The sequence below is a fragment of the Pseudomonas sp. REB1044 genome, from assembly GCF_038813925.1.
Taxonomy (GTDB): Bacteria; Pseudomonadota; Gammaproteobacteria; order Pseudomonadales; family Pseudomonadaceae; genus Aquipseudomonas; species Aquipseudomonas boreofloridensis.
The window spans coordinates 4,172,388-4,194,237 of record NZ_CP046139.1 but is presented as its reverse complement, the minus strand read 5'-3'; the positions used below and the strand labels follow the sequence as shown (position 1 = coordinate 4,194,237).

Below are 21,850 nucleotides of genomic sequence, written 5' to 3'. Positions count from 1 at the left end.
CCCTGTGACGGTCACCAGGCCGGGCGGGCCGAACCCAGCTCGCTGGCGCCCAGTGCCCACTCCAACTGCGCGCAGCCTACTCTCAACGGACCCTTGAGCCGCTGCGCCACGCCCCAGGGCGTTTGCTCCAGGTGGGGGTCGAGATCGTCGGGGCTTTCTTCGGCCAGCGGCAGGTCTTCGCCGACCGTGCCGTGCTCGACCAGCAAGGCGGCGGTGCGTGCCAACGACAGGCGCGCGCGGCAACCGGCGCCGCTGTGCAGGCGCTGCTGCAGGCCCGAATCGCTTCGGCGGCCATCAGGTAACCGGTGGCGTGGTCGAGCGCCTGCACTGGCAGCGGTATGGGCTTTCCGCCTGCTGCCAGCGCATGCCTTCACGGGCGATACCGCTACTCATTTGCACCAGGCTGTCGAAACCCCGGCGATCCTGCCACGGCCCGCTCCAGCCGTAGGCATTGAGGCTGACGTCGATCAGGCCGGGGTTGAGCTGGCGCCGATACCGCGCGCCGAAGCCCAGACGCTCCAGAGCATCGGCGCGATAGCCGTGCAGCAGGACGTCGGCGTCGGCAAGCAGGGCAGCGAACGTCTCGCGGTCTGCGGGGGCGTGCAAGTCCAGACGCGCGCAGCGCTTGCCGAGGGTGACCTCAGCGACCAGCGAGGGCTCTTCCCAGCCTGGCGGGTCGATACGCAGGACCTGGGCGCCGAAGCCGGCCAGCAGGCGGCTGGCCGTGGGGCCGGCGATGATGCGGGTCAGGTCGAGTACCTTCAGTCCTGCCAATGGACGCGTCGGTGTGCCCTGCCAGGTCAGGATCGGGCCGGCTTCGAAGCCTTCGCGCAGCACCAGCGGCTCCTGGTTGACGGCCAGGCCCTGGGGATGCGCGCACCACTGCGCCCAACTGCGCATCTTCGCCGCGCAGCCGCCGGCCTGGACCACGGCGCTTTCCAGCGCTTCGGCATCCCAGCGCGCGACCTCGGCGGCGACGGCCTGGCGTTCGGCGGGGGTACCCAGCACAGCCAATGCCGCCTGACGGTGATGGACGGCGTTGGTGTGCAGGCGAATCCAGCCGTCACGGGTGGGGTAGTCGCCCGCGATGGCGTCCCACAACGGCGGTGTCTGCCAGTCGTGGGGACGCAGGCTGGTGGCGAACCAGAACGAAGCCAGGCGCCGATCGACGCTGACCAACGGGCATTGGTCGGTCTGTTGTTGCAGCAGCCTGGCCAGGGCCAGACCAGCGGCTGCCACACTGGCGGCGGCCAGGTCGGTGACGGCGAAGGTCGAGGGCAGCGCGCCGATGCCGTGCCAACGCAGGGCGCTGCTGTCCAGGTCGAGTGCTTGGGCGATGGTGTCGAGCATCTGATGCATGCAGGATCCTCCGTGCTGGGAGCCATTGCAGTACATCCGGCGCGTCGATGCAATGTCAGCGTTGCAGTTCGGCGGGAAGTGGCGCAGTGGGATGCTCTGGACGCGACCAGATCCACAGGTTGCCCAGGGTCATGCCGGCGATGGCCAGGAACACCGGCCAGCGGTGTTCGAGCACGATCAGCATCAGGCTGGCGCACAACAGCATGCTCAGGGTGGCGCTGATCTTGGCGCGGCGCTGGATGACCTTGCCATTGCGCCAGTTCCACAGGATCGGTCCGAACAGCCGATGGTTGTCCAGCCACGCTGCCAAGCGGGGCGAGCTGCGGGTCGCGGCCCAGGCGGCGAGGAGGATGAACTCGGTGGTGGGCAGGCCAGGTATCACGATGGCGACCAGGCCTATCCCGAGGCTGACATAGGCCAAAAGCGCATACAGCAGGCGTGACACTCGGGAGCGGGCAAGTCGGGTCGTCATGGTCTCACTGCAAGGCGATACGGCCACCGGGAGGGTGGCCGGCAAAGGCATTTCAAGCCAGCGCGGCATCGGTGGCATAGGCGTGCCTGAGCAGCTCGGTAAAGCGCTCGAAGGCTGCCACGGCGGCGCGCTCGGCGGCGGCGTCCTGTTCTGGCGACAACTGCAAGCCGTCCAGCGTGCGGGTGAACTGTTTCCAGCCCTCGGCCCGGCCACCTTCAGGCTCGCCCAGATGGCGGGCACCAAAGCTGTCGGACAGGCCCAACGCCTGCGCGCGCTTGATCAGGAACGCGGCGCCCAGTTTGGAGCCTTCGGAGACGAAGATCCAGCCCAGCGCCTGGCCCAGCGTCGGCGCGGTCACGGCGCCGGGAACAGGTGACGGCATAGCGGTATTCAAGTCTGCCAGATCCAGCCGTGCCTGTTCGGCCCGGCAGCGGGCGGCGAGGTCCGGGAAGAGCGAGATCAGCGCCGGGTCGTTGTACAGCGCCTGCAGTTCGGACTGGAACAGATACTGGGCGACGACGAAGCGGGCGAAGCTGTCGCGGCTGTCGAACGGCGCATGCGACTTGACCAAGGCATCGAGCTCGGTATGCGGGGCGTGGGTCACCTGGTTCAGGCGCTGCGAGCGCAGGGCAGGGCGCTCGGAAGGGGCTTGGGTCATGGAGGCATCCTTGGGAAATGGGGCTGTCTAGGCTCTGTCTGAAAAGCCTTGATACTCGGTGATGCTGCGTTGAAAACCGCCTCGGAATGCTCATTTACAGCTCGTAAACTCCGCTTCCTCGGCGGTTTTCGCCTTGCCTGACCTTCGTCTCAAGACTTTTCAAACAGACCCTAGGTAAAAGACGAAAGAGAAGACGCAGGGCAGTAAAAAAACCTCACCTGCGGTCAGGACGTATTCGCATTGAGGGTCAAATGGGCGGGTGAGCCACTGCGCGCGCAGGGCTCACGGTGAACATCCCCGAATCAGATATCCCACACCACATTGATGGCGAAGTTGCGCCCGGGCATTGTCAGGCGGTCGAGGTTGGCCGGCTGGGTCACGGCCGCTTCGCCCAGGCCGTCGTAGCCGCGCACGTCATCCCACTGCCAGTATTTCTTGTCGGTGAGGTTGTACAGGCCTGCGTTGACGGTCACGTCGTCGGTGACCTTGTAGAAGCCGGTCAAGTCGAGCACGCCGTAGCCTGGGGTGCGGAACTGCGAGCTGGTACCGTCCGGGGCGAAGAAGGTGCTGTCGTCGACCCGGGTCTTGCGCTTGACCAGCGTCCAGCTCAGCAGGCCACCGTACTGCGGCTGCTCGTAGCCCAGGCCCAGTACGGCGGTGAGCGGGTTGACGCTGTTCAGCGGCTGGCCATTGTCGTCATTGCGGCCATGGGCATAGGCCAGCGAACCCTGGGTGTAGAGGCCCTGGCTGGCGCCGAAGCTGTCCAGGTTCAGACGGCCCTTGAGTTCGGCACCCCTGATGGTGGCGTGACGGATGTTGTTGGCCTGGAAGGTCGAGCCGAGGTTGGCCGACTGCACAGCGTCTTCGTTGATGAAGTCGCGGTACTTGTTGTAGAACACCGCGACATCGAACTGGCCGGCCTCGAACTGGCCGCGCAGGCCCGTCTCGTAGCTCTTGCTCTTTTCCGGTTCCAGGTTCGGGTTGGGCTCGACCCGATAGCCCAATGTCGGGTTGTCGAAGCGGCCATACATGGCCTTGGCGGTCGGTGTGCGGAAGCCCTCGGCGTACTGGCCGTACCAGGTGTAGTGATCGTCGAAGGCATAGGTGATGCCGAACTTGGGCGAGACCCGATGCCACTTTTTGTCGCTGTCGTCGATACCGGCGGCCGCCGCGCCGTTGCCCTGGATGCCGCGCAGGAATTCGTCGGTCATCTTCGGCGACAGGCGGGTGTAGTCGTAGCGGGCGCCGGGCAGGAAGGTCCAGTCGTTCCAGCGGATCTCATCCTGGGCGAACAGGCTGTAGGTGTCGACGGTGGGGTCGGGGAAGTCACTGACCCGTGCCTGACCGTCGTTCGTGCTGACCTGGCCGATGGCGCGGCAGGTGCCGCCGACATTCAGGCAGACGCCGCTACCGCTGCGTGAGCCGGTGACTTTCTCATGCTTGAAGGTGGTGCCGTAGGTCAGCAGGTGCTCGGTCTCGCCGAGGCTGAAGGCCTTGTCCAATTGCGCGTCGAGCACCCACTGGCGGTCCTTGTAGGTGGTCTGGCGATCGCGCGCCACTTGGCGCCCTGACGCGAAATACAGCTCATCGGTGCGCTGGTCGGTCTTGGCGATCTGGTAGTTCAGGCTCCACTTGACGTGATCTGCCAGCAGGCTGTCGAGGCCGAATTCATGGTTGATGCCCACGCGTTCGCGGGTGACGGTGTCGTTGCCTTGGCGCAGGCGGTAGCTGTTCATGGCGCCGAAGCCTGGGATGAACGGCCCACCCACGGCGCTGCGGATGTTCTGATCGCGGTCGTCCTTGTAGTGCTCGTAGGTCAGGCCCAGGCGCGCGTCGTCGGCGTAGTTCCAGCCCAGCTTGGCCAGCACGTTGGTGGTGCGCACGTCTTCGGGGTTGGCCTCGGTCCGGGCCAGGCCCGTACCGCCGTGGCTGCCGTAGGACTCGGTCTCGTGGCCGTTGCGCTGACTCAGGTGCAGCAAGCCGTCGACGTCGCCCTGGCGGCCGGCGACGGTGGCGGAGGTCAGCCAGCTCTCGTCGGCGGAGCTGTAGCCCGTCTTCAGGCGCGCGCCGATGTCCTTGCCGGGCTTGATGATGTCGTCCGCGTCCAGGGTGTAGTAGCTCACCGCGCCGCCGATGGCATTGCTGCCGTAGAGCACCGAGGCCGGGCCACGCAGGATCTCCACGCGCTTGACGATTTCAGGGTCGACGTAGTTGCGCTGGGTCTGGGCGTAGGGGCCGTAGAAGAAGCTGTCGGGGATCGACACACCATCGATCTGGGTGAGGATGCGCTCGCCGTCGATGCCGCGGATGTTGAAACCGTTCAGGCCGCTGCGTTGGCCGGTGCCGCCCACCGACACGCCGGGCTCGTAGCGCACCAGTTGTTTGATGTCGCCGATGTTCTGCCGGTCCAGTTGTTCGCGGGTATGTACGCTGACGCTGCTGGGCACCTGGCTGGCATCCTGGGCGCTGCGGGTGGCGCTGACGGTCATCTGCTGCAAGGCGATCACCGTGCCGGCGCGCTGACGTTCGAGCACCACGTTGCCGGGGCCGAGGATGCGAAAGTCCAGACCGGTATTGGCGAGCAACTGGCGCAACGCGGCCTCAGGCGACAGCGCGCCTTGGGCGCCGGGGGAGGCCACATCCTGGGCCAGTTCGGCGGAAAAGCCGACCTGCCAGCCGGTGGTCTGGCTGAAGGCATTGATGGCTGAGACCAGTGGCTGCTGGGCGATGGCGAAGCGGTATTCGCCGCTACGCGGGCTGCTGACCTGGGCGGGCGCGGCGGCCAGCGCAGGCAGGCAGCCGACGCCACTGGCGATCAAGGCCAAGGTCAAGAGGGACAACTGCCCCCGGCGTTGGGGGAGGAATGAAGACGGGTTGGACCTGAGGACATCGAAAGCGCTCCCTGTCGCGCGAACCGTTATGAGTGAGTGCAGTTCTTGTTTCTTAACAAGAATCAGTTGCATTGGCTATAACGAGACGTGCCAGGATCGCGATTGCGTAAAAAATAGTGGGATGGACTGCGCGAGAGCGCGGCGATCAGTTGAGGATCACCACCTTCGGGTACTCATGCACGTGCGCCGAAGTGATGTGCGCCAGCGCCCGCAGCGCCTCCAGCGGCTGGTCCAGCCGGTAGTTGCCAGTCACCGCCACGGTTTCCAGGCGCGGGTTGCGATTGATGATCCAGCCGGGGTAGTAGCGGCGCAACTCGTCGAGCACCTGGCTCATGGGGCAATTCTCGAAGACCAGGCGACCCTCGACCCAGGCCAGGTCCTTCTGCGGATCGACCCGCTGGCGCTGGCCGAAGCCTTCGGGGCCGACCGCGATGCTGTCGCCGGCACGCAGACGAATGCGCTGGTCGCTGGCGGCCTGCAGGTCGACATCACCGCGCTGTACCCGCACCTGCGCCTGGCCGTCGAGGTAGCGCACGGCGAAGTGGGTATCGCGTGCCTGCGCACGCAGCGGACCAGCCTGGACCTCCAGCGCCGGCTGGTCGCCGCCGGGCACTTCGAAGTAGGCCTCGCCTTGTAGCAGGCGTGCGACTTGTTGGCCGTCGCGCGCGTGACTGGCGAATGCCGAATCGGTGTTCAGCAGCACGTGGGCGCCACCGTCCAGTTGCAAGCGCTGGCGTTCGCCGACCTGGGTCAGGTGGTCGGCTTGCAGGCGCACCGGCAGATTGCCGAAGGTGAACAGCCCCACCAACAGCAACGCAGCCGTGGCCAGCGGTTTCCAGTGGCGACGGAGGCGACCGCGCAGGGACGCGCGGCGGCGCTGGTGCAGATCGCCAGCGAGTCGGCGCACCTGCGCGCCGTTCCATAGCGCTTCGGCCTCCACATAGGCGAGGGCGTTATGTTTGTTGGCGCTCAGCCAGGCCTGGAAGTGTTCGGTGTCTTCGGCGTTAGGGCATTGCAGACGGATCAGCCAGTCCTGGGCCTCGTCCAGGGCACGGGCGCGTGCGTCTGGCGCGGCGAGCGATGGGCGAGAGGCGGAGTCGGTCACGGCATGTCCTTGGGCGATGGCTGCTGCAGATGATCGGTGCTGGCGCCAGGGCTGGCAAGCGCTCAGGCGAGGCGCTCGGCCACGCTTAAGCAGATCGCCATGATCAGTTTCAGTTCCTTCTGCACCGTGCTGGCCGAGACCTGCAATTGCTCGGCGATTTCCTGGTAGCTGGCGCCCTGCAAGCGGCTGAGGATGAAGATGCGTTGTTGCCGCTCGCTGAGCTGGCCGAGGCTCAGGCTCAGACGCTCCAGCAGTTGTTCGGCGTGCAGGGCATCTTCGCGGCTGCTCAGCGGCGCGGCGACATTGTGCAGAACCTGCTCGCAGACGTCGTCCACCAGCGTGCGCGCCTGGACGCGACGTGCGCGCAGGTGGTCGAGCGCCAGGTTGCGCGCGGTCTGGAAGACGAAAGGTTCGAGGTGTTCCACGGGACGCTCGCCCAATGCGCGAGTGACCCGCAGGTAGGTTTCCTGCACCAGGTCTTCAGCCGTGCTCGGGTTGCCGACCATGCGCTGGAGCGTGCGCAGCAGGCTCAGGCGCTGGTTGAGAAACAGGGCAGTGAAGCGGGACTGACTCACGAGAAAACCTGACCGAATGGGATTTTTGATGATGCGTATCATTCGCGCTAAAGGTCAAGCTGGGAAATGTCATGGCGCCATGCTCTATGGGGCGAGGATGATTTTCAATGTGAGAAATCTACGTTGATAATCAGCTATTGAGTTTCTAATTGTTTCTATAAGTAGGGATTTTCTGGTTTCTCGATCAAGCGTTGTCTTGCCGGACGGAGGTGCCTAGTTTTGTGGCTCCAACCTCACGCGATGACGATCGGGAGACACCATGGCCCATCAGGCGGCTCGGAGCATTTCGCCCATTCACTTCGCCGAATTTGCGGTGCTCATCGAGCGTTTGGGACCGAGCGCTGAGCGAGGAGGACTGTCATGACTGGCAAGCCAGCCGCCCGCAAAGGAGATGCGATCAAGTGCCCGGTGCATGGCGACAGCACGCTTGTTTCCGGTTCCTCCAACGTCTTGATCAACGGTCGTCCCGCCGCTCGCGAAGGCGATGAGTGCCCTTGTGGCGACACCCTGAGCACCGGCTTTTCCACCTCCGTGTTCATCAATGGCAAACCGGCTGCGTTACAGGGCAGTGGCGGCGGTCATGGTGGCCTAGTGATTGGCGGATCCGGGAACGTCAATATCGGCGGAGCGGCAAAAGCCTTACCTGCGGCTTCTGACGACTCGCCTGACTGCTATCGCGGGCACTTTCAGCTGATAGACCAGATGACGGGTAAGCCCATTGCCGGGCGCAGGGTCAGGCTGTTGTCGGACGATGGGTGGGACCTAGTCGACACCACCGATGCAGAAGGTTGTACGGTTTCGCGCGTTCACCGCCGCCCCGAGACGCTCTACATCGCTCTGCTGCGAGACGACGAGGCATGAGCGACAGGCCCAGTCTCGACCAGGGCGGTACGGCGGTGGGCGAGCGCGTCAATCCTGTTCGCCTGCAAGCGCCTCAGCTCGATCAGAACGACAAAACCGTACTGTGTTCGGCGGTCTGTCATTGCTCGGCGGCGCCCGCCATCAGCCGTGACGGTCGCAACCTCAAGCAAGTGTGCGTGGCGCAGCACCTGCGGGCGCTGGACGATGTGCTGCAACAGCGCAGCCCCTACAAGCCCGAGGTCAGTTACGACATGACCAAGCAGCCACCGCAGCCGATTCTCGACAGCCAGACGGGGCAACTTCCCCATGGCTGGATTCCGGGATGGATTCGCAAGTATTGGGATGAAGATCCGGAGCATCCGCCCTTCAGACCCGGCAAAGGAATGATTCGTCGTCCTGACGTGGTAATTGTCAGGAATACAAGAAATCCACCCACTCAGGACAATATTAAACAGGTCCTGGAGATGAAATTTCCACCTGATCCGATTAATGAAGAGCAGGCGCGGACTTACGCGCAAATCACAGGGGATGAAAGAAAGGTGGTTCAAATGAGTTCCGATGAGTGTGATTGTAATCGGCACGTACAGGTGTCCGAGATACCCATCCAAGAGTTGGGCTGGGCCGCAGGTATAGCCAGTGGCCTGTTATTCATTCTTACCCGTGGTCGCGTGCCTCGCCCTCCCATGCCCGCATACTGACTAAGGTGACACTGGTGAAGTCAGACTTCAAGCTCGCTGAGCAACTCGTAAAACACTCCCATCTACTGGAAATACCAGGCCATTTGTTGATGGGGCATGGTCGTCAAGACTATGTGGGCGCTGTACTTTGCTTGCGAGGCACTCTTTATTTTAAACAGGCACATACGATCATTGTGCGTGAAGCAATTTGTCAATGTTTCGACGCCTTCAGAAAGTATGCCGAGCTGCACGTGAATTGGTTGTGGCGGGAGGGAGTGGCGAGCGGGGAGTCTTTGACCCCCTATGCTAACTCTGTGTCTCTAAGGGAGATGATGAGCGTGATGGATGAGGATGACCATCTCAGTTTTTGCTACACCAGCGGCGTCAGGGAAGTTGATGCAGGCTCGTGGCTTTTCAAGATATTTGGAAAGCGTGGTTGGCAAGCGAAGATGGGGGACGATCTCAGTGTTTTAGAGTTCTCTGTTCCATTACTTTTCCAGGAATATCATCCCCTGGTATTTTTGGATTTATTCCTTTCTTTCTGCCGTCGACTCGCACCCGAACACGGCCACGCAGGACACGCCTACAACCTTTCCCCAACGCGCCGCGACGCCAATCAACCCACCGAAGCGTTCATGGCCGAACGTATGCCGGGGCTGGACGCCGGCACGGCCGCTCTGTTGACGACGACCCCAGGGTTCGAGCCGGTCAGCATCAAAACCGTCAGTTGGCTAACCGTGCTCGACCATGCACGTCTGGAGCGCGCCGGAGGCGTCTCGGCGCTGCGCGCGCAATTGCCGCCGAGTCACTTCGCCTTCTATGACTACGGTGCCGGATCGATCATCCAATCCGGCGCCTACCCCTACCTGGCCGGCGACGCCGAAGACCCGCGCCCGGCGCCTTACGTCTTGCTCAACCACCTGTTGAAAAGCATCCGCTGTGAAACCGTCGGCCCGCTGCACGGCGGCTCCCACGATGGCGAATTGCGGCTGGTGGGCTGGGCCGCTGACCAATGGCTGAAACGCCTGGATGTGGACGATGCCGCCATTCCCGCCTGGCGCAGCAAGCTGCTCGACCGCGAGCCAGCCTTGGACGCGTCTAACAGCCTGAGTGCCAGCCCGTGATGCGGCTCAGCGCGCGTTGAACAGTGCCAGGCAGTTGTCGAGCATGCGGTTGGAGAAGCCCCATTCGTTGTCGTACCAAGCCAGCACCTTGAGCATGCGCCCGTTGGCGCGAGTGTGGTTGGCGTCGAAGATCGACGACAGCGGGTTGTGGTTGAAGTCGCACGACACCAGCGGCAGGTTGTTGTAACCCAGCACCCGCGAATGGCGACTGGCTTCCAGGAACAGCGCGTTGACGTCGTCGGCCGAGACCTCGCGCTTGAGGTTGACGGTCAGGTCCACCAGCGACACGTTGATCACCGGCACCCGCACGGCCATGCCGGTGAGCTTGCCTGCCAGCTCCGGCAGCACCAGGCCCACGGCCTCGGCGGCGCCGGTCTTGCTCGGAATCATCGATTGGGTGGCCGAACGCGCGCGGTACGGATCGCTGTGGTAAACGTCGGTGAGTACCTGATCGTTGGTGTAGGCGTGGATAGTGGTCATCAAGCCCTGTTCGATGCCGAACTCACGCTGCAGCACCTGGGCGATCGGCGCCAGGCAGTTGGTGGTGCACGACGCGTTGGAGATGATCTGGTGCGAGGCGCGCAACACGTCGTGGTTGACGCCATACACCACGGTGGCATCCACGCCCTTGGCCGGTGCCGAGATGATGACCTTGCCGGCGCCTGCGCTCAGGTGCGCAGCGGCTTTTTCGCGTTCGGTGAACAGCCCCGTGCATTCGAACACGACGTCGATGGCTTCGGCCTTCCAGGGCAGTTCGGCAGGGTTGCGGATGGCGCTCACGCTGATGCGGTCGCCGTTGACCGTGATGCTTTCGTGGTCGGCCTCGACACTGGCGTCGAAGGTGCCGTGAACGCTGTCGTACTTGAGCAGGTGGGCGTTCATGGCGCTGTCGCCCAGGTCGTTGATGGCGACGACCTGCAGGTCCTGGCGGTAGCCTTGGGTATAGAGTGCGCGAAGGACGTTGCGTCCGATGCGGCCGAATCCGTTGATCGCGATGCGAAGGGTCATGGCATTACCTCTGGCAGTTCGGGTGAAGCTTGTGGCACAAAGACGCGACAGCCTCACTGAAACGGTTTTGTTATAGGAATTACAAGATTATTCACTCCCTGATAGAAAACAAGCATTTTTAGTGGCAATATTTTTGTAAATCTACAACGAGTGATCGAGCCGGGCGTCCCGGCGAGCCTTTCGCCCCTGCCTTGAGCCTAGGTGGCAATGGCCGCCAGCGCCGAGATCGGTTCAGATCGCCCTTACCCTAGCCTGGAGTTCAGTACATGCATCCGCGCATCCTCGAGGTCACCGCCCGGCTGACCGAACGCAGCCGTGCCACCCGTGAACGCTACCTTCAGCTCATTCGCGGCGCGGCCAGCGAAGGACCGATGCGCGCCAGCCTGCAATGCGCCAACTTCGCCCACGGCGTGGCCGGCTGCGGCAGTCAGGACAAGCAGAGTCTGAAGATGATGAACGCGGCCAACGTCGCCATCGTCTCGGCCTACAACGACATGCTCTCGGCGCACCAGCCCTACCAGCATTTCCCTGAACAGATCAAACAGGCCCTGCGCGAAATCGGCTCGGTCGGTCAGTTCGCCGGTGGCGTTCCGGCCATGTGCGACGGCGTCACCCAGGGCGAGCCAGGCATGGAGCTGGCGATCGCCAGCCGCGAAGTGATCGCCATGTCCACGGCCATCGCCCTTTCCCACAACATGTTCGATGCCGCGCTGATGCTCGGCATCTGCGACAAGATCGTGCCTGGGCTGATGATGGGCGCGCTGCGCTTCGGTCATCTGCCGACCGTCTTCGTGCCAGGCGGGCCGATGCCCTCGGGCATTTCCAACAAGGAAAAGGCCGACGTGCGCCAGCGCTATGCCGAGGGCAAGGCCAGCCGCGAAGAACTGCTGGAATCGGAGATGAAGTCCTACCACAGTCCCGGCACCTGCACCTTCTACGGCACCGCCAACACCAACCAACTGGTCATGGAGGTGATGGGCCTGCACCTGCCGGGCGCCTCGTTCGTGAACCCCTACACGCCGCTGCGCGATGCCCTCACCGCCGAGGCGGCGCAGCAGGTCACGCGCATGACCAAGGCCAGCGGCAACTTCATGCCCTTGGGCGAAATCGTCGACGAGAAGGCGCTGGTCAATTCCATCGTCGCGCTGCATGCCACCGGGGGTCGACCAACCACACCCTGCACATTCCAGCTATCGCCCAGGCCGCGGGTATCCAGCTCACCTGGCAGGACATGGCCGACCTGTCCGAGGTGGTGCCGACCCTGTCGCACGTGTACCCCAACGGCAAGGCCGACATCAACCACTTCCAGGCGGCCGGCGGCATGAGCTTGCTGATCCGCGAGTTGCTCGATGCCGGGCTGCTGCACGAGGACGTCAATACCGTGGCCGGACATGGTCTGCGTCGCTACACCCAGGAGCCGTTCCTGGAGGACGGCAAGCTGGTCTGGCGCGAGGGTCCGTTGCAGAGTTTGGATGAAAGCATCCTGCGCCCGGTGGCACGGCCGTTCTCGGCCGAGGGCGGGCTGCGGGTCATGGAGGGCAACCTTGGCCGTGGCGTGATGAAAGTCTCCGCCGTTGCCCCGGAGCACCAGGTGGTCGAAGCGCCCGCGCGCATTTTCCACGACCAGCAGTCGCTGGCCGATGCCTTCAAGGCCGGCGAACTGGAGCGTGATTTCGTCGCCGTGGTGCGCTTCCAGGGCCCGCGCTGCAATGGCATGCCCGAGCTGCACAAGCTCACGCCGTTCCTCGGGGTGCTGCAGGACCGTGGCTACAAGGTCGCGCTGGTCACCGACGGGCGCATGTCCGGCGCCTCAGGCAAGATCCCGGCAGCGATCCACGTCTGCCCGGAAGCCTTCGATGGCGGCCCGCTGGCAAAGGTGCGCGACGGTGATATCGTGCGCGTCGACGGTGTCGAAGGTACGCTGCAACTGATGATCTCGGCCGAAGAACTGGCCGGGCGCGATCAGCCTGAAGCACCCCAGGGCAATGACCTGGGCTGCGGCCGCGAGCTGTTCGGCTTCATGCGCATGGCATTCAGCCCGGCAGAGCAGGGCGCCAGCGCCTTTACCTCGGCTTTGGAGCGATTCAAATGAAGGCCTTGCTGGTCGGCGACATTGGTGGGACCAACGCACGCTTTGCCCTGTGGCGCGACAACGGCCTGCACGCGGTGCAGGTGTTGGCCACGGCGGATTATTCCAGCCCCGAGCAGGCTATCGAGGCCTATCTGCACGAGCAGGGCATCGCCTGTGGCGGCGTGTCGGATGTCTGCCTGTCGGTGGCTGGGCCGGTGGACGGCGACGACTTTCGCTTCACCAACAACCATTGGCGGCTGAACCGCACGGCGTTCTGCAACACCCTGCAGGTTCAGCGCCTGCTGCTGCTCAACGACTTTTCCGCCATGGCCCTGGGCATGACCCGGCTCAAACCGGGCGAGTTCGTCGAGGTGTGTCCGGGCCAGGCCGATCAGGCGCGTCCGGCGCTCATCATCGGACCGGGCACTGGCCTGGGGGTGGGCACCTTGCTCAACCTGAACAAGCACTGGATGGCGTTGCCGGGCGAGGGCGGCCACGTCGACCTGCCGGTGGGCAACGCCCGTGAGGCTGCGATCCACCAGCACATCCAGGGTCAGATCGGTCACGTCAGTGCCGAAACCGTGCTCAGCGGTGGCGGGCTGGTGCGCCTGTACCAGGCGATCTGCGCGCTGGACGGCGCCGCGGCGCAGCACAAGACCCCGGCGCAGATCACCGAGGCGGCGCTGGGCGGCGAGCCGCGTGCGCTGGCGGTGATCGAGCAGTTTTCGCGCTTCCTCGGCCGGGTGGCTGGCAACAATGTGCTGACCCTGGGCGCGCGGGGCGGCGTGTACATCGTCGGCGGCGTGATCCCGCGCTTCGTCGAGCTGTTCCTGCGCAGCGGCTTCGCCACCAGTTTCGCCGACAAAGGCTGCATGAGCGGCTACTTCCCCGGCGTACCGGTGTGGCTGGTGACAGCCGAGTTCTCGGGGCTTCTCGGCGCCGGCGTCGCGTTGCAGCAGGTGCTCGCCCACTGATGCCGTGAACCCCATCGCGCGGGGCGGTCCTTGGCGGCGCAACACCGCATGGACTTGCCCCGCGCCCGCTTCAGCGCTTATACAATGCCCCCAGCAGGCACCAAGACCTGCCCCCACCAAAGGGATTCCATTGTGAGCACTGCCGGTAAGACCATCCTCATGGTCGACGACGACCAGGATATTCGCGAGCTGTTGCAAACCTACCTCAGCCGCTGCGGCTTGCAGGTGCAGGCCGAACCCGACGGACAGGGTTTTCGCCGTGCCTTGGAGGCCGGGAACTACGACCTGCTGATCCTCGACGTGATGCTGCCCGACGAAGACGGCTTCAGCCTGTGCCGCTGGGTGCGTCAGCATCCACGCCAGTCGCGGGTGCCGATCATCATGCTGACCGCCAGTTCCGATGAGGCCGACCGCATCATCGGCCTGGAGCTCGGCGCCGACGACTACCTAGGCAAGCCGTTCAGCCCGCGCGAGCTGCAAGCGCGGATCAAGGCCTTGCTGCGCCGCTGCGACTTCACCACGGCGAGCCCCGCCAGCGCAGTGCTGGCCTTCGACGACTGGCGCCTGGACACGGTCAGTCACCGGCTGTTCCACCGAGACGGCGAGGAGGTGATTCTCTCCGGTGCCGACTTCGCCCTGCTCAAGCTGTTTCTCGATCATCCCCAGCAGATCCTCGACCGCGACACCATCGGCAATGCCACCCGTGGCCGTGAACCGATGCCCTTGGACCGCATCGTCGACATGGCAGTGAGCCGCCTGCGCCAACGGCTGCGCGACACCGACAAACCGCCACGGCTGATTCGCACCGTACGCGGCAGTGGCTACCTGCTCGCGGCGAATGTCTGCTGTGCCGGCTGAACAGGGCGTCGAGCGCCGCTGGCGCCTGCTGCCGCGCTCGTTGCTGGGACGCATGCTGCTGCTCACCTTGCTGGTGGTACTGATCGCCCAAGGCCTGTCGAGCCTGATCTGGCTGGCCCAACTGCGCGCCAGCCAGGTGCAGGGGCTGCGCGCCAGCGCCAACAGCCTGGCCCATTCCATGAGCGCCAGCGTCAGCTATTTCCGCTCCTTGCCGGTGGCCTACCGGCCGATGGTGCTCGATCAACTGCGCAGCATGGGCGGCACGCGTTTCTTCGTTTCGCTCAACGACAAACCGCTGGACATGTCGGTGCTGCCCGTCACCTCGCGCAAGCAGGCGGTGATCGAAGTGGTGAGCGAGGTGCTGCATGAGCGCCTGGGCCAGGGCATGGAAATCTCCGTCGAATTCGTCAGCCCCGATGACCTGCGCATCTTCAACAGCGGTCTGAAGCTCGATGAGCTGCCGCGCTCCTGGGCGCACTACGCCTTGACCCTGGAACCGCTGAATCCACCGGTGCTGGTGACCCAGATTCGCCTGGACGAGGGCGAGTGGCTGTACATCGCCTCGTTGCTGCCCGAGCCCTACACGGGGCTCGAACCCCAGGGCCTGCCGCGTCAGCAGATCGGTTTCATCGTCCTGACCACCGCCTTGCTGCTGCTGTTCATCGGCTTGCTGGTGCACTGGCAGAGCCTGCCGCTCAAGCGCCTGGCACGTACCGCCCGGGAGATGTCGCTGGGCGCCGACGTGCCGCCGGTGGCCGAGGCGGGAGGCAGCGAAGTGGTGGAAGTGGGGCGGGCGTTCAACGCCATGCGCGAGCGCATCAGCCGTTACCTGACCGAACGCTCGCAGTTGTTCAGCGCCATCTCCCACGACCTGCGTACGCCAATTACCCGCCTACGCCTGCGTGTCGAGCTGCTCGAGGACGAGGCGTTGCAGGCCAAGTTCAGCCGTGACCTCGACGAGCTGGAGCTGCTGGTCAAGGGGGCGCTGCAGTGCGTCAAGGACACCGACATTCACGAGAACATCGAGCCGGTCGACCTCAACCAGGTGCTGGAGATTCTTGCCGAACCCTACCTGCGCGACGGACGCGTCACCGTCGAGGGAAAAGTGCTGGCGCCCTATCAGGGCAAGCCACTGGCGCTGCGCCGCTGCATCGGCAACCTCATCGATAACGCCATCAAGTACGGCGAGCGCGCGCACCTGCGGATCATCGACGGCCCGGAGGCTTTCGTGTTGCAGGTCGACGACCAGGGCCCGGGCGTGCCGGAGCAGCGCCTGGAACAGGTATTCGAGCCGCACTTTCGCCTGGCGGCGCAGCAGCAGGGCTATGGCCTGGGCCTGGGCATCGCCCGCAACATCGCCCACAGCCACGGCGGCGAGGTGAGCCTGCTGAACCTGCGCGAAGGCGGGCTGCGGGTGACGCTGTGCCTGCCGCGGCTGATGGAGTGAGCTGAGAGGGGCCAGGCGTGGATGTCACGACTTGGTGACATTCGCGCTGGCCTTCGTGACATGCTCGCGCAGAGGGCTGGCTAGAATCCGCTGACGACAGGCACCCGGCCTGTCCTTGGCAAGGACCACGCCGCTGATGGACAGCCTCGATTTTCCCACCGGCCGCTGGCTCGATTCGCCGGCCCACCAGGCTTGGCTGCTGGGCGAAGGCCAGCGTCTGGTAAGCTTCGCCAAGGCCTCGCGCCTGCCCGGTGGCTTCGCCGGCCTCGATGCCCGCGGTGCGCTGCCCGGCGCAGCGATGGCCGATACCCTGAACACCACCCGCATGATCCACTGCTTCGCCATGGCCCACGTGCAGGGCATTCCCGGTTGCCTGCCGCTGGTCGCCCACGGCGTGGCCGAGTTGCTCGATGGCCCGCTGCGCGATGCGCGCCATGACGGCTGGTACATCGATGCGCGGGAGCAGGGCGAGCGCAGCAAGACCGCCTACCTGCACGCCTTCGTCGCCTTGGCCGCCAGTTCGGCGGTGGTGGCCGGTGCTGCCGGTGCCCGGCCCTTGCTGGACGATGCCATCGCGGTGATCGAGGCGCACTTCTGGCGCGAGGAGGAGGGCGCACTGTGCGAATCCTTCGCCGAGGACTGGTCGCAGGCCGAGGCGTATCGGGGCGCCAACAGCAACATGCACGCCACCGAAGCGTTTCTCGCCCTGGCCGATGTCACCGGCCAGACCCGCTGGCTGGATCGCGCCCTGCGCATCGCCGAGCGGCTGATCCAGCATCACGCCGCGGCTCACGACTTCGTGGTGGTCGAGCACTTCGATGCCCACTGGCAGCCGCTGCCGGACTACAACCGCGAAAACCCCGCCGACGGCTTCCGGCCCTTCGGCAGCACGCCGGGCCATGCCTTCGAATGGGCACGCCTGCTGCTGCACCTGGAGGCATCGCGCCAGCGGGCCGGGCTGCAAGTGCCGGCCTGGCTGTGCGAGGCTGCCCGGTCACTGTTCGCCGGGGCCTGCCGCCACGCCTGGAACGTCGATGGTGCGCCAGGGCTGGTCTACACCCTCGACTGGCACAATCGCCCGGTGGTGCGCGCGCGTCTGCACTGGGTGCACGCCGAAGCCTGCGCCACCGCCGCCGCGCTGCTGCGCCGTACCGGACAAACCGACTATGAGCAGTGGTATCGCCGCTTCTGGGATTTCATCGCGATGCATTTCATCGATCTGGTCCACGGAAGCTGGCACCATGAGCTGGATCCGCAGAACCGCCCTGGCGCAAGCATCTGGGGCGGAAAACCGGACCTGTACCATGCCTATCAGGCCGTGCTGCTGCCGCGCCTGGCCCTGGCGCCAAGCCTGGCCACAGCCCTGGCCCAGGCGAATGTCACCAAACGATGACATTCAGGCATCGCTTCGTTACCTGACGGGGCGGCCTCGCTCTCTAGAATCGATGCAACGCAAGCGCCAGTCTTGCACTGCATAACAAGAAGAAAGGTACTCCAATGAATTCCAAGCTCTGTCTCGCCGCCGCTATTTCCCTCGCCTCGCTTCTGCCGCTCAGTGCCCAGGCCGCCGACTCCAAAGGGAGTGTGGAGGTGGTTCACTGGTGGACGTCGGGCGGTGAAAAGGCCGCCGTCGATGTCCTCAAGGCCCAGGTCGAGCAGGACGGTTTCACCTGGAAGGACGGCGCGGTCGCCGGTGGCGGTGGCGCCACGGCCATGACCGTGCTCAAGAGCCGCGCCATGGCCGGCAATCCGCCCGGCGTCGCCCAGATCAAAGGCCCCGACATCCAGGAATGGGCGTCTACGGGTCTGCTCGACACCGACGTGCTCAAGGATGTGGCCAAGGAAGAAAAGTGGGACAGCCTGCTCGACAAGAAGGTCGCCGACACCGTCAAGTACGACGGTGACTACGTGGCCGTTCCGGTCAACATCCACCGCATCAACTGGCTGTGGATCAACCCCGAAGTGTTCAAGAAGGCCGGCATCGAACAGCCGCCCAAGACCCTCGAAGAGTTCTACGCCGCCGCCGACAAGCTCAAGGCCGCAGGCTTCATTCCCCTGGCCCACGGTGGCCAGCCGTGGCAGGACAGCACCGTGTTCGAGACCGTCGTGTTCGCCGTGATGGGCGCGGACGGCTACAAGAAGGCGATGGTCGACCTCGACGAGAAGACCCTCACCGGCCCTGAGATGATCAAGGCGCTCACCGAACTCAAGAAAGTCGCCAGCTACATGGACCCGGACGGCAAGGGCCAGGACTGGAACCTGGAAGCGGCCAAGGTCATCAACGGCAAGGCCGGCATGCAGATGATGGGCGATTGGGCCAAAAGCGAGTGGACCCTGGCCAAGAAGGTCGCGGGCAAGGACTACCAGTGCGTGCCTTTCCCCGGTACTGGCAATGGTTTCCTGTACAACATCGACTCGCTGGCGGTGTTCAAGCAGAAGGACAAAGGCACCGCCGAGGGCCAGAAAGACATCGCGCGCAAGGTGCTGGGCGAGGACTTCCAGAAGACCTTCAGCATCAACAAGGGCTCGATCCCCGTGCGTAACGACATGCTCGAGCACATGGACACGTTCGGCTTCGACAGCTGCGCGCAGACCGCTGCCAAGGACTTCCTGGCCGATGCCAAGTCCGGTGGACTGCAGCCGAGCATGGCGCACAACATGGCGACCACGCTCGCCGTGCAGGGCGCCTTCTTCGATGTCATCACCAACTACATGAACGACCCGAAAGCCGAGCCGGCCGACGCGGCGAAGAAGCTGGCGGCAGCGATCAAGTCTGCCCAATAGCTGAGGCTGTGCAGGCGCGGCCAGCCGCCGCGCCTGCAGCGTGTGTGCTTTCTTCCATCGGGGTATCCCTTCCATGACCACGACCACCGCCCGCCTGCGGGCCTCACCCCTGGACGCGTTGCAGCGCTGGCTACCCAAGCTGGTGCTGGCGCCGAGCATGTTCATCGTGCTGGTGGGTTTCTACGGCTACATCCTGTGGACCTTCGTTCTCTCGTTCACCACCTCGACCTTCCTGCCCACCTACAAATGGGCGGGCCTGGCCCAGTACATGCGGCTGTTCGACAACGACCGCTGGTGGGTGGCGAGCAAGAACCTGCTGGTGTTCGGTGGCCTGTTCATCGGCGTCACCCTGGTGATCGGTGTGCTGCTGGCGGTATTTCTCGACCAGCGCATCCGCCGCGAGGGCATGATCCGCACCATCTACCTGTATCCCATGGCGCTGTCGATGATCGTCACCGGCACCGCCTGGAAATGGCTGCTCAACCCAGGCATGGGCCTGGACAAGCTGCTGCGCGACTGGGGCTGGGACGGTTTCCGCTTCGACTGGCTGATCGACCCTGACCGGGTGGTGTACTGCCTGGTGATCGCGGCGGTATGGCAAGCGTCGGGCTTCATCATGGCGATGTTTCTCGCTGGCCTGCGCGGCGTCGACCCCTCGATCATCCGCGCCGCGCAGATCGATGGCGCGAGCCTGCCGCGCATCTATTGGTCCGTGGTGCTGCCGAGTCTGCGCCCGGTGTTCTTCAGCTCGCTGATGATCCTCTCGCACATCGCCATCAAGAGTTTCGACCTGGTGGCGGCCATGACCGCTGGCGGTCCGGGCTACTCCTCCGACCTGCCGGCGATGTTCATGTACTCGTTCACCTTCAGCCGTGGGCAGATGGGCATGGGCTCGGCCAGCGCGATCCTGATGCTCGGGGCGATCCTCGCGATCCTCGTGCCTTACCTGTATTCCGAGCTGCGGAGCAAACGCCATGACTGACGTCGTCGCCAAACCCGGCCTGAGCCTGGGGCGCGTGGCCATCCACGCGGTGCTGCTGGTGGCCGTGCTGCTGTACCTGGTGCCGCTGGTGGTCATGCTGTTGACCAGCTTCAAGACCCCGGAAGACATCAGCACCGGCAACCTGTTGAGCTGGCCGCAGATGTTCACGGCCATTGGCTGGACCAAGGCCTGGGCCACGGTCAATGGCTACTTTCTCAACTCGATCCTGATCACCGTGCCGGCCGTGCTGATTTCCACCACCATCGGCGCGCTGAACGGCTACGTGCTGTCGATGTGGCGCTTTCGCGGCTCGCAGCTGTTCTTCGGTCTGCTGCTGTTCGGCTGCTTCCTGCCGTTCCAGACCGTGCTGCTGCCAGCCTCGTTCACCCTCGGCAAGCTAGGCCTGGCCAGCACCACGTCAGGTCTGGTGCTGGTGCATGTGGTTTACGGACTGGCCTTCACCACACTGTTCTTCCGCAACTACTACGTGAGCATTCCCGAGGCGCTGGTCAAGGCGGCGCGCCTGGATGGCGCCGGGTTCTTCACCATTTTCCGGCGCATCATCCTGCCGATGTCGACGCCGATCATCATGGTCTGCCTGATCTGGCAGTTCACCCAGATCTGGAACGATTTCCTGTTCGGCGTGGTGTTCTCCAGCGGCGACTCGCAGCCGATCACCGTGGCCTTGAACAACCTGGTCAACACCAGCACCGGCGCCAAGGAATACAACGTCGACATGGCCGCCGCGATGATCGCCGCGCTGCCGACGCTGCTGGTCTACGTGGTGGCGGGTAAGTATTTCGTGCGCGGCCTGACCGCCGGCGCAGTCAAGGGGTAAGTCATGGCAACGCTCGAACTTCGCAATGTAAACAAGACCTACGGCAGCGGCCTGCCGGATACCCTCAAGGACATCCAACTCGCCATCGGCGACGGAGAGTTCCTGATCCTGGTCGGCCCTTCCGGCTGCGGCAAGTCGACGCTGATGAACTGCATCGCCGGGCTCGAGCAGATCACCGGCGGTGCGATCCTGATCGATGGCGAGGACGTCAGTGGCATGAGTCCCAAGGACCGGGACATTGCCATGGTGTTTCAGTCCTATGCGCTGTACCCGACCATGAGCGTGCGCGAGAACATCGAGTTCGGCCTGAAGATTCGCAAGATGCCCCAGGCCGCCATCGACGAAGAGGTGGCGCGGGTGGCCAAGCTGCTGCAGATCGAGCACCTGCTCACGCGCAAGCCGAGCCAGTTGTCCGGTGGTCAGCAGCAACGCGTGGCCATGGGCCGGGCGCTGGCGCGGCGACCGAAGATCTACCTGTTCGACGAGCCGCTGTCCAACCTCGACGCCAAGCTGCGGGTCGAGATGCGCACCGAAATGAAACTGATGCACCAGCGCCTGAAGACCACCACGGTGTACGTGACCCACGACCAGATCGAGGCCATGACCCTGGGCGACAAGGTGGCGGTGATGAAGGACGGCATCATCCAGCAATTCGGCACCCCGCAGCAGATCTACAACGATCCGGCGAACCTGTTCGTCGCCAGTTTCATCGGTTCGCCGCCGATGAACTTCATTCCGGTGCATCTGAGCCGCCAGGACGGTCGCTTGTTCGCCCAGCTCGACAGCGGCCAGGCCCGCTGCGAACTGCCGTTGGGCGTGCACGGCGATGGGCTGGAAGGACGCGAGGTGATTCTCGGCGTACGACCTGAACAGATCGCCTTGGGCGCCTCCGAGGGCAATGGCCTGCCGGCCGTGCGCGCCGAGGTGCAGGTACTCGAGCCCACCGGCCCGGACCTGCTGGTGTTCGTCACCCTCAACCAGACCAAGGTCTGCTGCCGACTGGCGCCGGATGTCGCCTGCCGTGTCGGTGACAGCCTCAACCTGCAGTTCGACCCGGCGCGGGTCCTGCTGTTCGACGCAGGCACCGGTGAGCGCCTGGATCTGCCGGCGACCGACGCGACGATCAAGGACAACGTCGCGCGTTTCAAAGGCCGCTGAAGTACACC

17 protein-coding genes and 2 pseudogenes are annotated in these 21,850 nt (G+C 64.5%); 12 read left to right on the top strand and 7 right to left on the bottom strand.

Annotated elements, in window-relative coordinates; genetic code table 11:
* Nucleotides 1-11 precede the first annotated feature (11 nt).
* The 6 genes and pseudogenes from GKC70_RS19115 to GKC70_RS19090 form a co-directional block, all read right to left on the bottom strand.
* Nucleotides 12-1,359, bottom strand: a pseudogene (locus tag GKC70_RS19115) (CoA transferase).
* A gap of 55 nt (nt 1,360-1,414) precedes the next feature.
* Nucleotides 1,415-1,831, bottom strand: coding sequence for a YbaN family protein (locus tag GKC70_RS19110; RefSeq protein WP_037027852.1), 417 nt, complete (start codon nt 1,829-1,831; stop codon nt 1,415-1,417).
* 52 nt (nt 1,832-1,883) lie between these two features.
* Nucleotides 1,884-2,489 carry a biliverdin-producing heme oxygenase gene (locus GKC70_RS19105; protein ID WP_342649588.1) on the bottom strand — a complete coding sequence of 202 codons (606 nt, stop codon included), beginning with the start codon at nt 2,487-2,489 and terminating at the stop codon, nt 1,884-1,886.
* Nucleotides 2,490-2,791: 302 nt separating this feature from the next.
* Entirely contained in the window at nt 2,792-5,320 is a 2,529-nt protein-coding gene (locus GKC70_RS19100; protein WP_342651552.1) for a TonB-dependent receptor, read from the bottom strand.
* Nucleotides 5,321-5,525: 205 nt separating this feature from the next.
* Nucleotides 5,526-6,485, bottom strand: coding sequence for a FecR domain-containing protein (locus tag GKC70_RS19095; protein WP_342649587.1), 960 nt, complete (start codon nt 6,483-6,485; stop codon nt 5,526-5,528).
* A gap of 62 nt (nt 6,486-6,547) precedes the next feature.
* The gene (locus tag GKC70_RS19090) at nt 6,548-7,060 is read right to left on the bottom strand and encodes an RNA polymerase sigma factor (protein WP_342649586.1); all 513 of its coding nucleotides are present in this window, start codon (nt 7,058-7,060) and stop codon (nt 6,548-6,550) included.
* Nucleotides 7,061-7,420: 360 nt separating this feature from the next.
* Between GKC70_RS19090 and GKC70_RS19085 the strand changes: the two genes are divergently transcribed.
* Genes GKC70_RS19085 through GKC70_RS19075 form a run of 3 tightly spaced genes read left to right on the top strand, consistent with a single transcriptional unit; the run spans nt 7,421 to nt 9,722 of the window.
* A complete protein-coding gene (locus tag GKC70_RS19085; RefSeq protein ID WP_342649585.1) occupies nt 7,421-7,921 on the top strand; it encodes a PAAR domain-containing protein in 501 nt (166 codons plus the stop codon).
* On the top strand, nt 7,918-8,619 hold the full coding sequence (locus tag GKC70_RS19080; protein WP_342649584.1) for a VRR-NUC domain-containing protein: 702 nt from the start codon (nt 7,918-7,920) through the stop codon (nt 8,617-8,619). The genes GKC70_RS19085 and GKC70_RS19080 overlap by 4 nt, the downstream gene beginning before the upstream one ends.
* 14 nt (nt 8,620-8,633) lie before the next feature.
* On the top strand, nt 8,634-9,722 hold the full coding sequence (locus tag GKC70_RS19075; protein ID WP_342649583.1) for a DUF3396 domain-containing protein: 1,089 nt from the start codon (nt 8,634-8,636) through the stop codon (nt 9,720-9,722).
* Between the two features lie 6 nt (nt 9,723-9,728).
* On the opposite strand, the gene gap is transcribed toward GKC70_RS19075, so the two are convergent.
* Complete coding sequence (gap, locus tag GKC70_RS19070) at nt 9,729-10,730, bottom strand: type I glyceraldehyde-3-phosphate dehydrogenase (protein ID WP_029613373.1); 1,002 nt, start codon at nt 10,728-10,730, stop codon at nt 9,729-9,731.
* Nucleotides 10,731-10,996: 266 nt separating this feature from the next.
* On the opposite strand from gap, the pseudogene edd reads away from it, so the two are divergent.
* From edd to ugpC, 9 genes and pseudogenes are all read left to right on the top strand, one after another.
* Nucleotides 10,997-12,822, top strand: a pseudogene (edd, locus tag GKC70_RS19065) (phosphogluconate dehydratase).
* On the top strand, nt 12,819-13,775 hold the full coding sequence (locus GKC70_RS19060; RefSeq protein WP_342649582.1) for a glucokinase: 957 nt from the start codon (nt 12,819-12,821) through the stop codon (nt 13,773-13,775). Before edd ends, GKC70_RS19060 begins: the two are co-directional and overlap by 4 nt.
* 132 nt (nt 13,776-13,907) lie before the next feature.
* The gene (locus GKC70_RS19055) at nt 13,908-14,633 is read left to right on the top strand and encodes a response regulator transcription factor (protein WP_029613372.1); all 726 of its coding nucleotides are present in this window, start codon (nt 13,908-13,910) and stop codon (nt 14,631-14,633) included.
* A complete protein-coding gene (locus GKC70_RS19050) occupies nt 14,614-16,080 on the top strand; it encodes an ATP-binding protein (protein WP_342649581.1) in 1,467 nt (488 codons plus the stop codon). The genes GKC70_RS19055 and GKC70_RS19050 overlap by 20 nt, the downstream gene beginning before the upstream one ends.
* A 136-nt stretch (nt 16,081-16,216) precedes the next feature.
* A complete protein-coding gene (locus GKC70_RS19045; protein ID WP_342649580.1) occupies nt 16,217-17,473 on the top strand; it encodes an AGE family epimerase/isomerase in 1,257 nt (418 codons plus the stop codon).
* Between the two features lie 104 nt (nt 17,474-17,577).
* Nucleotides 17,578-18,864, top strand: coding sequence for an ABC transporter substrate-binding protein (locus GKC70_RS19040; RefSeq protein ID WP_342649579.1), 1,287 nt, complete (start codon nt 17,578-17,580; stop codon nt 18,862-18,864).
* 73 nt (nt 18,865-18,937) lie between these two features.
* Nucleotides 18,938-19,846 carry a sugar ABC transporter permease gene (locus tag GKC70_RS19035; protein ID WP_029613368.1) on the top strand — a complete coding sequence of 303 codons (909 nt, stop codon included), beginning with the start codon at nt 18,938-18,940 and terminating at the stop codon, nt 19,844-19,846.
* Nucleotides 19,839-20,684, top strand: a complete 846-nt coding sequence (locus tag GKC70_RS19030; protein ID WP_029613367.1) for a carbohydrate ABC transporter permease — start codon at nt 19,839-19,841, stop codon at nt 20,682-20,684. Before GKC70_RS19035 ends, GKC70_RS19030 begins: the two co-directional genes overlap by 8 nt.
* 3 nt (nt 20,685-20,687) lie before the next feature.
* Nucleotides 20,688-21,842 (top strand): sn-glycerol-3-phosphate ABC transporter ATP-binding protein UgpC, encoded by a 1,155-nt coding sequence (gene ugpC / locus GKC70_RS19025; RefSeq protein ID WP_342649578.1) that lies wholly within the window; start codon nt 20,688-20,690, stop codon nt 21,840-21,842.
* The last annotated feature ends 8 nt before the right edge of the window (nt 21,843-21,850 follow it).

Coding starts and splice junctions, on each gene's coding strand:
- GKC70_RS19080 (WP_342649584.1), top strand. CDS start 7,918: ATGAGCGACAGGCCCAGTCTCGACCAGGGCGGTACGGCGGTGGGCGAG.
- gap (WP_029613373.1), bottom strand. CDS start 10,730: ATGACCCTTCGCATCGCGATCAACGGATTCGGCCGCATCGGACGCAAC.
- GKC70_RS19040 (WP_342649579.1), top strand. CDS start 17,578: ATGAATTCCAAGCTCTGTCTCGCCGCCGCTATTTCCCTCGCCTCGCTT.
- GKC70_RS19050 (WP_342649581.1), top strand. CDS start 14,614: ATGTCTGCTGTGCCGGCTGAACAGGGCGTCGAGCGCCGCTGGCGCCTG.
- GKC70_RS19085 (WP_342649585.1), top strand. CDS start 7,421: ATGACTGGCAAGCCAGCCGCCCGCAAAGGAGATGCGATCAAGTGCCCG.
- GKC70_RS19105 (WP_342649588.1), bottom strand. CDS start 2,489: ATGACCCAAGCCCCTTCCGAGCGCCCTGCCCTGCGCTCGCAGCGCCTG.
- GKC70_RS19110 (WP_037027852.1), bottom strand. CDS start 1,831: ATGACGACCCGACTTGCCCGCTCCCGAGTGTCACGCCTGCTGTATGCG.
- ugpC (WP_342649578.1), top strand. CDS start 20,688: ATGGCAACGCTCGAACTTCGCAATGTAAACAAGACCTACGGCAGCGGC.
- GKC70_RS19030 (WP_029613367.1), top strand. CDS start 19,839: ATGACTGACGTCGTCGCCAAACCCGGCCTGAGCCTGGGGCGCGTGGCC.
- GKC70_RS19060 (WP_342649582.1), top strand. CDS start 12,819: ATGAAGGCCTTGCTGGTCGGCGACATTGGTGGGACCAACGCACGCTTT.
- GKC70_RS19035 (WP_029613368.1), top strand. CDS start 18,938: ATGACCACGACCACCGCCCGCCTGCGGGCCTCACCCCTGGACGCGTTG.
- GKC70_RS19045 (WP_342649580.1), top strand. CDS start 16,217: ATGGACAGCCTCGATTTTCCCACCGGCCGCTGGCTCGATTCGCCGGCC.